This is a genomic window from Bradyrhizobium sp. MOS002, assembly GCF_003020115.1.
Lineage (GTDB): Bacteria > Pseudomonadota > Alphaproteobacteria > Rhizobiales > Xanthobacteraceae > Bradyrhizobium.
Map to the genome: position 1 here is coordinate 226,405 of NZ_PYFX01000002.1, position 15,768 is coordinate 242,172.

Below are 15,768 nucleotides of genomic sequence, written 5' to 3' on the forward strand. Positions count from 1 at the left end.
GAGGTGAGGACATTCCGGCTTCAACGCACGGCGGTGAAAAACCGCGCCATGCGAAACCCGGACAGCCAGGTCCACACCGGCTGGCCCCGGATGCCGAGATCCCAGGATCCGAGCACGGCATCCGCGCGGCCGACCAGATTGTCGATCGGCAACATGCCGACGCCGCCGGAGCGCAAGGGCACGCGGCTGTCGGCGGAGTTGTCGCGGTTGTCGCCGAGCACGAAGAGATGGCCAGCCGGCACCGTCACTTCCTGCGTGTTGTCGAGCGGACCGTTGTCGCGCATCTTGAAGATCAGATGCGAGACGCCGTTCGGCAGCGTCTCGACGTAGCGATAGGCGGGTTCGCTGCCGCCATTGTCGTCCTCGGCGGCGCCAACGCCGTCCGGCTTCAGCTCGGCGGGGCGGTCGTTGACGAAGAGCTGGCCCTGGCGCAGCTGGATGCGGTCGCCGGGCAGACCCACGACGCGCTTGACCCAGGCCTGCGAGCGGTCACCGGGCCAGCGGAAGACCACGACGTCGCCCTGCTTCGGCGTCTCCGCGAAGACGCGGCCGCTCTCGGGCAGGTTGATCTGGATCGGCAGCGACGAGGTGCCGTAGCCGTAGGGGAATTTCGAGGCGATCAAGGCGTCGCCAATCAACAGCGTCGGCTCCATCGAGCCCGACGGCACGTAGAACGGCTCGGCCAGCGCACCCTTGGCGATGAACACCGCGGCCACGATGCCGGCGAGCTGTACGAGCTGGCCGGCCCAGCCGCTGCTCTTCCGCTTGGTGGTGACAGTTATCTTCTCGACGCTCATCCGCCTGTTCCACCCACGGTAATGCGTTCCATCAACAGCGACGGCTGGCCGACGCCGACCGGCACGCCCTGACCGTTCTTGCCGCAGGTGCCGATGCCGGTATCGAGCGCGAGGTCGTTGCCGATCATGCGGATGCGATGCAGGTCGGTCGGCCCGTTGCCGATCAGCATGGCGCCCTTCAGGGGCGCACCGATCTTGCCGTTCTCGATCTTGTAGGCTTCGGTGCACTGAAACACGTACTTGCCCGAGGTGATGTCGACCTGGCCGCCGCCGAAATTCGCGGCGAAGACGCCATTCTTCACCGAGGCGAGGATCTCGGCCGGATCGCGGTCGCCCGCGAGCATGTAGGTGTTGGTCATGCGCGGCATCGGCACATGGGCATAGCCCTGGCGGCGGCCGTTGCCGGTCGGCTTCATGTTCATCAGGCGCGCGTTCTGACGGTCCTGCATGTAGCCGACCAGGACGCCGTCCTCGATCAGCACGGTGCGGTTGGTCGGCGTGCCCTCGTCGTCGATCGACAGCGAGCCGCGGCGCGAGGCAATGGTGCCGTCGTCGACCACGGTGACGCCCTTGGCTGCGACCTGCTGCCCCATCAGGCCGGCAAACGCGGACGTCTTCTTGCGGTTGAAGTCGCCTTCGAGGCCATGGCCGACCGCCTCATGCAGCATCACGCCGGGCCAGCCGGCCCCGAGCACGACGTCCATCTCGCCGGCGGGGGCGGGAATCGATTCCAGATTGACCAGGGCCTCGCGCAGCGCGCCGTCGGCGGCGTCGCGCCAGTTCTTACTTTCGATGAATTCGGCGTAGCCGGCGCGGCCGCCATAACCCTTGCTGCCGCTCTCCTGGCGGTCGCCCTGACCGGCCACGACGGAGACGTTGACCCGCACGAGCGGGCGGATGTCGCGATAGCTCTCGCCGTCGGGCCGCAGGATCTCCACCACCTGCCAGGTCGCGCCCAGGCTGACGCTGACCTGCCGCACCCGCGGATCCTTGTCGCGCAGATAGGCGTCGATCTCGGCGAGCAGCTTGACCTTGGTCTCGAAGCCGGGGGCATCGAGCGGATTGTCGTCACTATAAAGCCGCACGTTGGTATGCGCCGGAGGCGCGGCGAAACTGCCGGAATAACCACCGCGGACGGCCGCGACCGCGTCGGCGGCGCGAATCAGCGCCGGCAGCGACACGTCGGAGGAATGCGCGTAGCCGACGGCGTCGTCCTTGACGGCGCGGAGGCCAAAACCCTGCGAGGTGTCGTAGGTCGCCTGCTTCAGCCGTCCATTGTCGAACATCAGCGCTTCGGTCTGGCTGTATTCGAGGAACAATTCGCCGTCGTCGGCACCGGCAAGCCCGCGCGCGAGCTCGTTGCGAACCTGGTCGCGGTCGAGATTGGCGCGGTCGAGCAGGGAGGTTGTGGCAGGGTTGGTCATGCGTCCGTCCATTATCGGGGGATGTGAGGCAAGATAATGGTTTCCCGGCAGTTCCGCGAGGGCGCCAAGTCTCACATTACGGAAACAATAGGATTCGCGGGTCTAACCGCCCTTCACCCTACGGCAGCTTGTCATATCCCTCGCCGAGCCCGTTCAGGCTGAGCGGGAAGCCGATGCCTTCTTCCGGGGTCTCGAAGATGATGAAGGTCGCGGTCTTGGCGGTGCGGAGCTGGCCGAGCAGCTTGTCGTCCATGACGACCTCGGCGACGCAGCCATTGGGCAGGCAGCGGACAAAGCCGGCACGGCCGACATCCTGGTTGTCGAGCTTGAGGCCGAGGCCGGAGGGCAGGAGAACGCCGAGGGGGGCGACCACCCGCATCAGGCGGCTCTTCTGGTCGGCGGTCTTGAGAACGATCACGGTCAGGCCGGCGTTGGAGCGGTCTTCGGCCACCACGCTCTGGATCAGGGCACATTGCTCGGACTGGGCGCCCGGCGGGGTGTCGCAGCGGATCTGCCAGTCGCCATGGACGGAGCGCACCGCACCCTGCGCATGGGCGAGGCCCGGAAGCGCCAGGACGACGACCGCCGCCAGCAGGGCAGCCAGCATCGTGAGGCTGCCAGCCTGGCTTTTAGCTCGCCTTGCCATGGATCTCGAAAACCCCATCGGGTCGGTCCCTCTGCTCGCCTGGGTCACTCGCGCCGGGCGGACTGATACGGGAATGACGGCGTCTTGAAGGCGATTCGCAACCAAATTCCACGCCGCCACGGCCGCCGTCGCCCGCACGAATCAGGTTCCTGTGCGGCTGTCTGCCAGTGCCTACCGCGGGCAATTCCGCTGTCAAGCCGCAGCATCCCGGGAAATGGTATTTTTGTCTGATGTTACTAGGAAATATCTTGCGGGTGATGGCAGACAGACGAGGCTCAAGACTGCATTGCGATAGATCAAGAATTATGGTTTGAGAGGCTTGATTTCGGCGTTCTAGCGATCTGGCCCCAATTCCTCTTAGAGGTATTCTTGCGCGGCGGTTTGTCAGACGGGGGGATCGAATAAAGCGTTTCCCGAAAATAGGGGAATGCACTTGGGGTGATTTCGTTAGGGGAGCGCGAACGGCATGAAGATGTCGATGGGCCCGGTGGGCCGGCACTTGCTGGGATTGGCCGTGGCGGGTCTGACGCTGGCGACGGGCGGTGCGGCATTTGCCGAGCTCGGGCAACCGGCTGCGTGGGAGTGGACGCTTCAGCAGTCCGCTTCCCCTGTGATGGATAACATCGTCTGGTTCCACAATTTCCTGTTCGTGCTGATCACGCTGATCACGCTGTTCGTTCTGGCGCTGCTCGTGATCGTGGTCGTGAAGTTCAACGCGAGTGCCAATCCGGTGCCGTCGCGGACCACGCACAACACGCTGATCGAGGTCGCGTGGACGCTCGTTCCGGTGCTGATTCTGGTTGGTATCTCGGTGCCGTCGTTTCGCCTGCTGTTCCTCGAGCTCGACGTGCCGAAGGCGGATCTGACCATCAAGGCGACCGGCAAGCAGTGGTACTGGTCCTACGCCTACCCGGATAACGGCAAGTTCGAGTTCGACTCGCTGATGGCCCAGGACAAGCAGCCCCGTCTGCTCGGCGTCGACAACGAGATGGTGGTGCCCGTCAACAAGGTGGTCCGGGTTCAGGTGACCGGGGCCGACGTGATTCATGCCTTTGCTCTGCCGGCCTTCGGCGTCAAGATCGACGCCATTCCGGGCCGGCTCAACGAGACCTGGTTCAAGGCCACCAAGACCGGCATGTTCTACGGCCAGTGCTCGGAATTGTGCGGCAAGGACCACGCCTTCATGCCGATCGCCATCCGCGTCGTGAGCGACCAGGAGTTCGCCTCGTGGGTCGAGACGGCGAAGAAGAAATATGCGAGCGGCGGCACCAACACCTACGCCTCCACGGCCGGCCAGACGCAGTGAGCGCCGGGCGAAGGGTTCGAGGAAGCTGAAAGCGACATAAGGCGGGACCTCCAGAGGTCCGATCGGGACGCAAGGCAGGATTAGAAAATGGCAACGAGCGCAGCGGCACACGGCGATCACGCGCAAGACCACGGACATGACGAGCACGCCCATCCGACCGGATGGCGGCGCTACGTCTATTCGACCAACCACAAGGACATCGGCACGATGTACCTGATCTTCGCGGTCATCGCCGGCGTCATCGGCGCCGCGATGTCGATCGCGATCCGTGCCGAGCTGATGTATCCGGGCGTGCAGATCTTCCACGAGACGCACACCTACAATGTGTTCGTGACCTCGCACGGCCTGATCATGATCTTCTTCATGGTCATGCCCGCGATGATCGGCGGCTTCGGCAACTGGTTCGTGCCGCTGATGATCGGCGCGCCCGACATGGCGTTCCCGCGCATGAACAACATCTCGTTCTGGCTGCTGCCGGCGTCCTTCGCGCTGCTGCTGATGTCGACCTTCGTCGAGGGCGAGCCGGGTGCCAACGGTGTCGGTGCCGGCTGGACCATGTACGTGCCGCTGTCGAGCTCGGGCCATCCGGGCCCGGCCGTCGACTTCGCGATCCTGTCGCTGCATCTGGCGGGCGCTTCGTCGATCCTCGGTGCCATCAACTTCATCACCACCATCTTCAACATGCGCGCGCCGGGCATGACCCTGCACAAGATGCCGCTGTTCGTGTGGTCGATCCTGGTGACGGTGTTCCTGCTGCTGTTGTCGCTGCCGGTGCTCGCCGGTGCGATCACGATGCTGCTCACCGACCGCAATTTCGGCACGACGTTCTTCAACCCCGAAGGCGGCGGCGATCCCGTGCTGTTCCAGCATCTGTTCTGGTTCTTCGGTCACCCCGAAGTGTACATCCTGATCCTGCCCGCCTTCGGCATGGTCAGCCAGATCGTCTCGACCTTCTCGCGCAAGCCCGTGTTCGGCTATCTCGGCATGGCCTACGCCATGGTCGCGATCGGCGGCATCGGCTTCGTGGTGTGGGCGCACCATATGTACACGGTGGGCATGTCCTCGGCGACACAGGCCTATTTCGTCGCCGCCACGATGGTCATCGCGGTCCCGACCGGCGTGAAGATCTTCTCGTGGATCGCCACGATGTGGGGCGGCTCGATCGAGTTCCGTGCGCCGATGATCTGGGCGGTGGGATTCATCTTCCTGTTCACCGTCGGCGGCGTCACCGGCGTGGTGCTGGCGAATGCCGGCGTCGACCGCGTGCTCCAGGAGACCTACTACGTCGTCGCGCACTTCCACTACGTGCTGTCGCTCGGTGCGGTGTTCGGGATCTTCGCCGGCTGGTACTACTGGTTCCCGAAGATGTCGGGCTACATGTACAATGAGACGCTGGCGAAGGCGCACTTCTGGGTCACCTTCATCGGCGTGAACCTGGTGTTCTTCCCACAGCACTTCCTCGGTCTCTCGGGCATGCCGCGCCGCTATGTCGATTATCCCGACGCGTTCGCGGGCTGGAACCTGGTCTCGTCGGTCGGCTCCTACATCTCCGGCTTCGGCGTGCTGATCTTCCTCTATTGCGTGATCGACGCCTTCGCCAAGAAGGTACCGGCTGGCGACAATCCGTGGGGTGCAGGTGCGACTACGCTGGAATGGACGCTGCCCTCGCCCCCGCCCTTCCACCAGTTCGAAGTGCTGCCCCGCGTGCAGTAAGCCAATGCTCGCGGCGCCCGTGACGGGCGCCGCAGCTCGACAACGAAGCGAGTCAGTCTAGTGTCCGTCCTCGACCACAACGCCATCGACATCAATCCCCGCATCTCCGAAGCGGAGGTTGGCGATTACATCGCGCTCCTGAAGCCGCGGGTGATGTCGCTGGTGATCTTCACCGCGCTCGTCGGAATGGCGATGGCGCCCGGGCATTTCCACCCGGTGCTGGCCTTCACCTCGCTGCTCTGCATCGCCGTCGGCGCCGGCGCGTCCGGGGCGCTCAACATGGCGCTCGAAGCCGACATCGACGCCAAGATGTCGCGCACCGCGAACCGGCCGATTCCGCGCGGCCGCATCACCCGCCCCGAGGCGATGACCTTCGGCATGACGCTCGCCTTCTTCTCGGTGATGACGCTCGGCATTCTGGTCAACTGGATCGCGGGCGCGCTGCTCGCCTTCACCATCTTCTTCTACGTCGTGATCTACACGATCGGCCTGAAGCGCTGGACCGCGCAGAACATCGTGATCGGCGGTGCCGCCGGCGCGCTGCCGCCGGTGGTGGCCTGGGCCGCGGTCACGGGCACGGTCGACGTCGAGCCGCTGCTGCTGTTCGCCATCATCTTCTTCTGGACGCCGCCGCACTTCTGGGCGCTGGCGCTGTTCCGCTCCGACGATTACGCGCGCGCCGGCATTCCGATGCTGCCCAACGTCGCTGGCCCCGACGCGACGCGGCTTCAGATCCTGCTCTACACCATCGTGCTGATCGCGGTCGCGGCTGCGCCCTGGGCGCTCGGCTATTTCGACGCCATCTACGGCATCGTCTCGCTGATCCTCGGCGCCGGCATGCTGGGGTTCGCCGTCAACGTCTATGTCCGCCGCGAGCGCAGCCAATCGCTGCGGGCGACCCGCAAGCTGTTTGCGTTCTCCATCCTTTATCTGTTCGCGCTGTTTGCGACCTTGCTGGCCGAGGTCGTGTTCCGGGCGCTTGCGCCGATGGTAGGGGGCGCATGATCACAGGGATGGCCGACAAACCCGAGATAGATGGAATCGTCCTCACCGAGGCGCAGAAGAAGAGCCGTCGTCAGCGCTCGATCGCAATCGCACTCGCGCTCGGCGTGCTCGTGGTGCTGTTCTTCGCCGTGACCATGGTCAAGGGACCGGCCGTACTCGTCCGGCCGATGTAGGAAACATGGATCAGAAGCCGACCATATCGCGGGACCAGAGCCGGACGGCACCCAAGGGGCGCAGACCTTCCAGGGGGCTTGGCCGCGACGTGGTGGTCGCCTCGATCTGTGGCGGCGTGGTCGCGTTTATGGTCGGCGCCTCCTACGCGGCGGTGCCGTTCTACAACTGGTTCTGCCGCGCCACCGGCTTCAACGGCACGACCCAGGTCGCGACCTCGGCGCCGGCGAGCGGCCCGATCGCACGGAAGATCGCGGTGCGCTTCGATTCCAACGTCGCGCCCGGCCTGCCCTGGAAGTTCGAGCCCGAGCAGAGCGAGATCGAGGTCAATATCGGCCAGGTCGTGACTGTCTTTTACACGGTGACCAACCAGGCCGCGCGGACCACCGCGGGCCAGGCCGCCTACAATGTCGCGCCGCTGACGGTCGGATCCTATTTCCAGAAGATCAACTGCTTCTGCTTCACCGAGCAGACCATGGCGCCCGGCGAGAAGCGCGAGATGCCGGTCGTGTTCTACGTCGATCCGTCGATCGCCGACGACCACGAGAACGACGGTCTCAACACAATCACGCTGTCCTACACGTTCTATCCGGTGAAGGATCCGGTAGTGAAGCCGCTCGCGGCCAGCGAAGACGACAAACGCAAGGGAAATCTCTGATCTCCGGGCTCACGCGCCGGGGTTGGAAATAAGGGGATAAGTGCCTGACAGGCACGGGATTGAGGAGCGAGACCGCAAATGGCAACGGCGCACACCAAGCATCACGACTACCATCTGGTCGATCCCTCGCCATGGCCCGTCGTCGGCTCCATCTCCGCCTTCATCATGGCGGTCGGCGCGATCACCTGGATGCACCACATGTTCTCGGCTGCGCCGATCATCTTCGGTGTCGGCACCGTCGGCGTGCTCTACACCATGGCGAGCTGGTGGGGCGACGTGATCAGGGAAGCCCAGTACAAGGGCGACCACACCCGCGTCGTGCAGCTGCATCACCGCTACGGCATGATCCTGTTCATCGCCTCGGAGGTGATGTTCTTCGTCGCCTGGTTCTGGGCCTATTTCAACGCGGCGCTCTTCCCGGCCGATGCCGTCCACGCCACCCGCGATGCGGTGTTCGGCTGTGGTCTCGGGACCGCGGCCGGCGCCTGCGCCGTGCCGGGCACCTGGCCGCCGCACGGCATCGAGACCTTCGATCCCTGGCATCTGCCGCTTCTGAACACGCTGATCCTGCTCACCTCCGGCACCACGGTGACCTGGGCCCACCATGCGCTGCTCGAGAACGATCGCCAGGGCCTGAAGTACGGCCTGATCCTCACCGTCGTGCTCGGCGCGCTCTTCACCTGCGTGCAGGCCTATGAGTACAGCCACGCGGCATTCTCCTTCGGCGGCAACGTCTACGGCGCGACCTTCTTCATGGCGACCGGCTTCCACGGCTTCCATGTGCTGGTCGGCACCATCTTCCTGCTGGTGTGCCTGTTCCGCGCCTATGCCGGCCACTTCACGCCGACCCAGCATCTCGGCTTCGAGTTCGCCGCCTGGTACTGGCACTTCGTCGACGTGGTCTGGCTGTTCCTGTTCCTCTGCATCTATGTCTGGGGACACGGCGCCGAGACCATGGCCCACGGCGCGCACTGAACAGCGTCGGATCGATCAGAAGGGCGGCCGCAAGGCCGCCCTTTCGCTTTTCTGCCGCTGGAGGTTGGCGGAACCGTGCTAGAGTCCGCCATCATGAACAACACCAGCGACGCCCCCGAGCCCGAGACGACCGTGCTGCAGAGCGCGTTGCGCGGCATCGCCTGCAAATGCCCACGCTGCGGCCAGGGCAAGCTCTATGCAGGATTCCTGACGCTTGCGCCGTCCTGCGACCGTTGCGGCCTCGACTACGCCTTCATCGATTCCGGTGACGGTCCGGCGATCTTCATCATCATGCTGGCCGGCGCGATCGTGGTCGGCTGCGCGCTCGTCGTCGAGGTCAAGTACCAGCCGCCGTACTGGCTGCACGCGGTGCTGTGGCTGCCGCTGATCCTCGCGACCACCCTGCTGCCCTTGCGCACGATGAAGTCGCTGCTGATCGCGCTGCAATTCCACCATAAGGCGGCGCCGGGCCGGCTGGTCGACCGCACGAAATGAACGAGACCGCGCGCAAGCCCCGCGTGGCCGGCTTCGCGCTGTTCACGCTCTTCCTGACCGCGGTCTGTGTCGTGCTCGGTGTCTGGCAATTGCAGCGCCGCCTCGCCAAGCACGAGCTGATCGCCGCACTCACCGAGCGTCTCGCGGAGGCACCGGTCGCCCTGCCGCCGCCGGCACGATGGGCCGCGCTAAGTCCCGCGCGCGACGAATTCCGCCGTGTCAGCTTTACCGCGACCTACGCGCAATTGCCCGACGCAATGGTCTATTCCCCCGGATCCGCCGTGCGCAAGGACGCTTCAAGCCCCGGCACCTGGGCATTCCTGCCGGCACGGCTGCCGAGCGGCGAGACGGTGGTGATCGATGCCGGCTTCGTCGAAAACACCATGCAGGATCGCAGCGTTGAGGATCGCGCGGTCAAGAAGCTCGTCACGGGGCAGGTGGTCTCCTTCACCGGCTATCTGCGCTTCCCCGAGGCACCTGGCTGGTTGACCCCGGCGGAGAACCGCGACAAGCGGCTGTGGTTCGTGCGCGATCACGCGGCGATCGCGAGCACGCTGGGCTGGGGCGCGGTTGCGCCGTTCTATGTCGACCTCGAGCAGCCCGTGCCCGAGAACGGCATCCCGCGGCCGGGGCCGCTCGACGTGCATCTCAAGGACGATCACCTGCAATACGCCATCACCTGGTTCACGCTTGCGGGCGCGGTGCTCATCGCCTTCGCCGTGTGGGCGAGAGGGCGGCGGCAGGGCCGAACTCCGTAGATTCCGCGAGGGAACCCGGTATCGCCCGGGGTTTACCATTCAGCGCACATTCACGAGTGTGATCCTAAGCCGCCAGTCATTTTCCGCGGCAGACAGGATTGCAGCGTGAGCGATTTCGACCAGATGGGAATTGTCGTCGACTGGGTGGATGCCTGCAGGAAGGGCGACCTCGCGACGCTCCTCGACCTCTATGCGGACGACGCTCAGGTCGAATGCACGTGTAACGGCACGCAGCGCTATCGCGGCCGGAGCGAGCTCGAAGCCTATTGGCAGCCCCGGCTCAGCGCTTTCGCGTCGGCCGGTTTCGGGCTGGAGGAAATCCATCCTGCGCCCCATGGCGTCGATCTCGAATATTCCGTCGCCGGCGCGCTGCGCATCCGCGCCTCGTTTTGTTTCAGCCCCGACGGCAAGATCCGCACCACGCTGTGCGAGCCGGCGCGACAGCACGCGCAGCTTGGCTGTGCTTGCTAATCGTTGATGAGCGCCTCGCGTGCCGGTGCGGCGGGAAGGCGGCAGCGCACGTAGGTCCTGTCGTCCACGCGCAGCAATGACAGCGATCCGCTGAGCGCGCGCACGCGCTCATGCATGCCGGTCAAGCCGCGGCCGAACACATTGCCTTCGGGAAAACCGCCGCCGTCGTCGGAAATCTCGATGACGACCGTCTCGCCGGCGAATGTCGCCTGCACATGGGCGTTGCTGGCGCCGGCATGACGCAGCACGTTGGTCAGCGCCTCCTGAATCACGCGATAGACCGTCTGAGCCAGCGGCCCGTCGATCGCGTTGAGATCCGGATCGATCGTGTCCGTCAGGCCGATGGACGGCGCCTGCTTGCGAAAATTCCGGAGCAGCGTCTGCACGCTGGTCTCCAGACCCAATTCCTCGATGTAGAGCGGTCGCAATCGGTCGAGGATGCGGCGGTTGGTCTGCTGGAGCGCCTCGACCGATTGCAACACATCCTGTGCCGAACTGCCGGGATTTCCTGCCGGGGGCGAGGCGTCGGCCAACGCGATCGTGCCGGCGCGGATGCTGAACAGCAGCGGACCGAGTTCGTCGTGCAGTTCGCGCGCGAGATCGCGCCGCTCGTCGTCCTGGAGCGACACTAGGCGGTGCAGCAGGTCGCGATTGTCCTGGCTCAATTGCACCAGCGTTTCGGCCAGCGCGTTGGCCTCCTCGCAGCTTTGCCGGATTTCCGGCGGTCCTCCGACCGGGATCGGCGTGGCGTAGTCGCCGCGCCGCATCCGCGTGAGCCCTTCGCCGAGATATTGCAGCGGGCGCAGGGCCGATCCCGCGAAAACATAGGCAATAGTGCCGGTGAGCACCATCAGCACGGCAACGAGGATGGTCAGCGCGAGAAAGCCGATCCACTTCTCGAACAGGTCGGCCGACAGGTCCGGCCGGAAGACGAGGTCGCCGACACGCTGGCCGTCGATCGTCACCGGAGCTGCCGCGTCCATGTCCGGAATGGTGAGCAGCTCGACAAACCATTGCGGTACGCCATGCGGTTTGCGCAGGTCGTCCCTCGCTGAGGACGCGGGACCCGTCTCCACGGCACGGAATTGGATATCAGAGGAAGTGTCCAAAGAATGGACAAAGGCGTCGAGCGTCTGCCGCGGATTGTTCGAGGTGCGCAGGGTGTTGTTGAGCGCGGCGGCAACGGTCTGGATCGAACGCCGCCCCGGCTCGTTCTCGTCCGCCAATTGGTCGGTCGCGAAGATGTGGAGCAGCACGCCGCTCATGATCAGCGCGGCGAGGAAGCTGATGCCCAGCGGCAGAAACAGTTGGGTCCTGAACGAGAAGTGTTGCCACATTAGGTCAATTCTAACGCGCGTCGGTCGGATTTGCTCTTTCCATTTGTTCCCGGCGGTTTATGAGTCGAAAAACTAGAGAGTTACAATGCAAGATACTGCCAAGCCGGCGACCCGTGTCCTGATTGTCGACGACCATCCCGTGGTACTGTCCGGTTGCCGCACCCTGTTCGCTTCCGACCATTCGATCCGGATCGACGAGGCGACCGACGCCAAATCCGGGCATCGCGCCTATGTCAGCAAGCGGCCCGACGTCACTGTAATCGACATCAGCCTGCCTGACGTCTCCGGCTTTGAACTGATGCGACGCATTCGCAAGGACGATCCCGACGCCAAGATCATCATGTTCAGCATGAACGACGATCCGGCCTTCGTGGTGCGGGCGGTCGAGCTCGGGGCGCAGGGCTACGTCTCCAAGGGCGACGATCCCCGGATCCTGCTCAAGGCGGTGCGCAAAGTCGTTGCGGGCGACAATTTCATCTCACCGCAGCTCGCAGAAGCCGTGACGTTTTCCGGCGCGGCGATCAAGGCCAATCCCGCCTCGCAGATGACGCCGCGGGAGCTCGAGATTCTCCGCCTGCTGGGGCGAGGCGACAAGATCGTCGAGGTCGCCGAGGCGCTCGGTATCTCCTACAAGACCGTCGCCAACACCACGTCCCTGCTCAAGCAGAAGCTCGGTGCCAAGAACCATTCCGACCTGATCCGGATCGCGGTGGAAATCGGGATGAACTGACGCCCCGGGGCGCCGAACCGGCTGCTCCAGGATGCTGTCGGTTCGGCGGGCGGACCGGTCTCGGCGCACAGCCGGGCAATGCATGGATAGCGCCGACACCATCCGCCGACATAATGGGCCCAGCCGTCTATCGTTCCCGAACCTCCGGCCATTCGGGAAATAATGGCAATGCGTGACGAGAGATTGCGCGCCAACGTTTGCCGGCGCCGAAACGTGTCGGGAAAAACAGGAACATTTTCTCGCGCATCCCGTTTTGACCCTTGACGATTTCATGACAGGCGACGAAAGCTTGCGCGAATAGTTTTAGCGGGGTCGGCGACCCCAGAGGCAAACCGGTCTGCACACAACGACAGACCTTCCAAGAGAGGGCTGCGGCATTGCCGCAGCCCTTTTCGTTGGCAGCCTTTCTCAGTGGATCGCCTCAGTTGCGAAGCGGTTTCCTGATGCCGCAAAACACTTTATGGTGGCTCAAAGCCTCTGGCTGTTAACAAGTAATTTCGTAAAATCAAAGGCTTGCGGACCGAGCTCAGGCTTGGCCGGCCTTTGGAGGGCAGTTTGACTCGTTATATCTCGACCCGGGGCGAGGCCCCCGAACTCGGCTTCTGCGACGTGATGCTGACCGGGCTCGCCCGCGACGGCGGCCTGTATGTGCCGGCCACCTGGCCGCAACTCTCGACTGACGCCATCGCCGGCTTCTTTGGTCGTCCCTATTGGGAGGTCGCGGTCGAGGTGATCCGTCCCTTCGTCGGCGGCGAGATCTCGGACGCCGAGCTCGGCCGCATGGCGAACGAGGCCTATGCCACCTTCCGCCATCCGGCGGTGGTGCCGTTGCGCCAGATGGCGCCGCACCAGTTCGTGCTGGAGCTGTTCCACGGTCCGACGCTCGCCTTCAAGGACGTGGCGATGCAGCTGATCTCGCGGCTGATGGACCATGTGCTCGCCAAGCGCGGCCAGCGCACCACCATCGTGGTCGCGACCTCGGGTGACACCGGCGGTGCTGCGGTCGACGCGTTCGCAGGGCTCGAAAATGTCGATCTCATCGTGCTGTTCCCGCATGGCCGCATCTCCGAGGTGCAGCGGCGGATGATGACGACGACGGGGGCGGCCAACGTCCATGCGCTCGCCGTCGAGGGCAATTTCGACGATTGCCAGGCCCTCGTGAAGGCGATGTTCAACAACCATCGCTTCCGCGATGCAACGTCGCTGTCCGGCGTTAATTCCATCAATTGGGCGCGCATCGTCGCCCAAGTGGTCTACTACTTCACCTCCGCCGTTGCCGCCGGAGCACCCGCGCGCGCGGTGGACTTCGTCGTGCCGACCGGCAATTTCGGCGACATCTTTGCCGGCTATGTCGCCAAGCGCATGGGTCTTCCGGTGCGGACCCTCGGCATCGCCGCCAACGTCAACGACATCCTGGCGCGCACGCTGAAGACCGGGATCTACGAGGTGCGCGAGGTCCACGCGACGGCGTCGCCGTCGATGGACATCCAGATCTCCTCGAATTTCGAGCGGCTGCTGTTCGAGGCCGGCGGGCGCGATGCTGCCGGCGTGCGCCGTCTGATGGATTCGCTGAAGCAGTCGGGCCGCTTCGTGCTGCCCGATTCGACGCTGGCCGCGATCCGCGAGGAATTCGACGCAGGCCGGGCCGACGAGACCGAGACCGCGGCCGCGATCCGCGCCGCCTGGCGCGAGGCGGGCGAACTGGTCGACCCCCACACCGCGGTCGCGCTTGCGGTCGCCGACCGCGACACCACAGACACGACGGTTCCCAGCATCGTGCTGTCGACCGCCCATCCGGCCAAATTCCCCGATGCGGTCGAAGCTGCCTGCGGCCAGCGGCCGCAACTGCCGGCCTGGCTCGATGGTCTGATGACCAAATCCGAACACATGAAGGTGATGAAGAACGACCAGGCCGAGGTCGAGCGGTTCGTGCTGTCGGTCAGCCGCGCCGCGAAACAGGGAGTTGCCGGATGAGCGTCGAAATTTCCAAGCTTGCGTCCGGCCTGACTGTCGTCACCGACAAGATGCCCCATCTCGAGACCGCGGCGCTCGGCGTCTGGGCCGGCGTCGGCGGGCGCGACGAGAAGCCCAACGAGCACGGCATCTCGCATCTCCTGGAACATATGGCGTTCAAGGGTACGACGAAGCGCTCCTCGCGCGAGATCGTCGAGGAGATCGAGGCAGTCGGCGGCGACCTCAATGCCGGCACCTCGACCGAGACTACGTCCTATTATGCGCGGGTGCTGAAGGCCGACGTGCCGCTAGCGCTCGACGTGCTCGCTGACATCCTGGCCAACCCGGCCTTCGAGCCCGACGAGCTCGAGCGCGAGAAGAACGTCATCGTGCAGGAGATCGGCGCGGCGCAGGACACGCCTGACGACGTCGTGTTCGAGCATCTCAACGAGCTCTGCTATCCCGACCAGCCGATGGGCCGCTCGCTGCTCGGCACCGCGAAGACCTTGCGTGCCTTCAGCCGCGACTCGCTGCGCGACTATCTGTCGACGCATTACCGCGGGCCCGACATGGTGGTGGCGGCAGCCGGGGCGGTCGATCACAAGCAGGTGGTCGCCGAGGTCGAGCAGCGCTTCGCCAGTTTTGAGGGGACAGCGGGGCCCAAGCCGCAGTCCGCACAGTTCGGCAAGGGCGGCACCAAGGTGGTGCATCGCGAGCTCGAGCAGGCGCATCTGACGCTGGCGCTGGAGGGCGTGCCGCAGACCGATCTGTCGCTGTTCTCGCTCCAGGTCTTCACCAACATCCTCGGCGGCGGGATGTCGTCGCGGCTGTTCCAGGAGGTGCGCGAGAAGCGCGGCCTCTGTTACTCGATCTACTCGTTCCACGCCCCCTATACCGATACCGGCTTCTTCGGCCTCTACACCGGCACCGATCCGGCCGATGCGCCTGAGATGATGGAGGTCGTGGTCGACATCATGAATGATTCGGTCGAGACCCTGACCGAGGTCGAGATCGCGCGGGCCAAGGCGCAGATGAAGGCGGGGCTGCTGATGGCGCTGGAGAGCTGTTCGTCCCGCGCCGAGCAGCTCGCCCGCCACGTGCTGGCCTATGGCCGGCCCCAGACCGCCGAGGAGCTGGTGGCCCGGATCGACGCCGTCAGCGTCGAATCCACCCGTGATGCGGCGCGTGCGCTGCTTTCGCGCAGCCGCCCTGCGGTTGTCGCATTGGGCAGTGGCAGGGGTCTGGACACGGCGGTGTCTTTTGCGGAAGGATTGACCCGGGCACGCGCCAAGGCGCGGCTGCATTAGGAGCCGCGCACGGGTTGATCCG

At 64.9% G+C, this 15,768-nt stretch carries 16 protein-coding genes; 12 read left to right on the forward strand and 4 right to left on the reverse strand.

Annotated features, from left to right (window positions below; translation table 11 throughout):
• Nucleotides 1-20: 20 nt before the first annotated feature.
• From lepB to C7G41_RS05745, 3 genes are all read right to left on the reverse strand, one after another.
• Nucleotides 21-797 carry a signal peptidase I gene (gene lepB, locus C7G41_RS05735; RefSeq protein ID WP_106941663.1) on the reverse strand — a complete coding sequence of 259 codons (777 nt, stop codon included), beginning with the start codon at nt 795-797 and terminating at the stop codon, nt 21-23.
• Nucleotides 794-2,221, reverse strand: coding sequence for a metalloprotease TldD (tldD, locus tag C7G41_RS05740; RefSeq protein ID WP_026233924.1), 1,428 nt, complete (start codon nt 2,219-2,221; stop codon nt 794-796). Before tldD ends, lepB begins: the two co-directional genes overlap by 4 nt.
• 118 nt (nt 2,222-2,339) lie before the next feature.
• Nucleotides 2,340-2,885, reverse strand: a complete 546-nt coding sequence (locus tag C7G41_RS05745; protein ID WP_026233923.1) for an invasion associated locus B family protein — start codon at nt 2,883-2,885, stop codon at nt 2,340-2,342.
• 448 nt (nt 2,886-3,333) lie between these two features.
• Between C7G41_RS05745 and coxB the strand changes: the two genes are divergently transcribed.
• The 9 genes from coxB (at nt 3,334) to C7G41_RS05790 (ending at nt 10,419) form a co-directional block, all read left to right on the forward strand.
• Entirely contained in the window at nt 3,334-4,173 is an 840-nt protein-coding gene (coxB, locus tag C7G41_RS05750; RefSeq protein ID WP_106941665.1) for a cytochrome c oxidase subunit II, read from the forward strand.
• Between the two features lie 87 nt (nt 4,174-4,260).
• Nucleotides 4,261-5,886 (forward strand): cytochrome c oxidase subunit I, encoded by a 1,626-nt coding sequence (ctaD, locus tag C7G41_RS05755; protein WP_106941666.1) that lies wholly within the window; start codon nt 4,261-4,263, stop codon nt 5,884-5,886.
• A 60-nt stretch (nt 5,887-5,946) separates the two neighbouring features.
• Nucleotides 5,947-6,891, forward strand: a complete 945-nt coding sequence (locus C7G41_RS05760) for a heme o synthase (protein WP_106941667.1) — start codon at nt 5,947-5,949, stop codon at nt 6,889-6,891.
• Nucleotides 6,888-7,064 carry a hypothetical protein gene (locus C7G41_RS05765; protein WP_026233922.1) on the forward strand — a complete coding sequence of 59 codons (177 nt, stop codon included), beginning with the start codon at nt 6,888-6,890 and terminating at the stop codon, nt 7,062-7,064. The genes C7G41_RS05760 and C7G41_RS05765 overlap by 4 nt, the downstream gene beginning before the upstream one ends.
• A 5-nt stretch (nt 7,065-7,069) precedes the next feature.
• Nucleotides 7,070-7,720 carry a cytochrome c oxidase assembly protein gene (locus C7G41_RS05770; protein WP_106941668.1) on the forward strand — a complete coding sequence of 217 codons (651 nt, stop codon included), beginning with the start codon at nt 7,070-7,072 and terminating at the stop codon, nt 7,718-7,720.
• A gap of 78 nt (nt 7,721-7,798) precedes the next feature.
• Complete coding sequence (locus C7G41_RS05775) at nt 7,799-8,695, forward strand: cytochrome c oxidase subunit 3 (protein ID WP_007599437.1); 897 nt, start codon at nt 7,799-7,801, stop codon at nt 8,693-8,695.
• 93 nt (nt 8,696-8,788) lie between these two features.
• Complete coding sequence (locus C7G41_RS05780; RefSeq protein ID WP_106941669.1) at nt 8,789-9,190, forward strand: DUF983 domain-containing protein; 402 nt, start codon at nt 8,789-8,791, stop codon at nt 9,188-9,190.
• Nucleotides 9,187-9,948 (forward strand): SURF1 family protein, encoded by a 762-nt coding sequence (locus tag C7G41_RS05785; RefSeq protein ID WP_106941670.1) that lies wholly within the window; start codon nt 9,187-9,189, stop codon nt 9,946-9,948. Before C7G41_RS05780 ends, C7G41_RS05785 begins: the two co-directional genes overlap by 4 nt.
• Nucleotides 9,949-10,053: 105 nt before the next feature.
• Nucleotides 10,054-10,419, forward strand: a complete 366-nt coding sequence (locus C7G41_RS05790; protein ID WP_106941671.1) for a nuclear transport factor 2 family protein — start codon at nt 10,054-10,056, stop codon at nt 10,417-10,419.
• Here the strand turns inward: C7G41_RS05790 and C7G41_RS05795 are convergent.
• The gene (locus tag C7G41_RS05795) at nt 10,416-11,756 is read right to left on the reverse strand and encodes a histidine kinase (protein ID WP_106941672.1); all 1,341 of its coding nucleotides are present in this window, start codon (nt 11,754-11,756) and stop codon (nt 10,416-10,418) included. The genes C7G41_RS05790 and C7G41_RS05795 overlap by 4 nt on opposite strands.
• A gap of 85 nt (nt 11,757-11,841) precedes the next feature.
• Between C7G41_RS05795 and C7G41_RS05800 the strand changes: the two genes are divergently transcribed.
• From C7G41_RS05800 to C7G41_RS05810, 3 genes are all read left to right on the forward strand, one after another.
• Complete coding sequence (locus tag C7G41_RS05800; protein ID WP_008541266.1) at nt 11,842-12,486, forward strand: response regulator transcription factor; 645 nt, start codon at nt 11,842-11,844, stop codon at nt 12,484-12,486.
• A gap of 555 nt (nt 12,487-13,041) precedes the next feature.
• Entirely contained in the window at nt 13,042-14,460 is a 1,419-nt protein-coding gene (gene thrC, locus C7G41_RS05805) for a threonine synthase (RefSeq protein ID WP_199198205.1), read from the forward strand.
• Nucleotides 14,457-15,746, forward strand: a complete 1,290-nt coding sequence (locus tag C7G41_RS05810) for a pitrilysin family protein (protein WP_106941673.1) — start codon at nt 14,457-14,459, stop codon at nt 15,744-15,746. Before thrC ends, C7G41_RS05810 begins: the two co-directional genes overlap by 4 nt.
• The last annotated feature ends 22 nt before the right edge of the window (nt 15,747-15,768 follow it).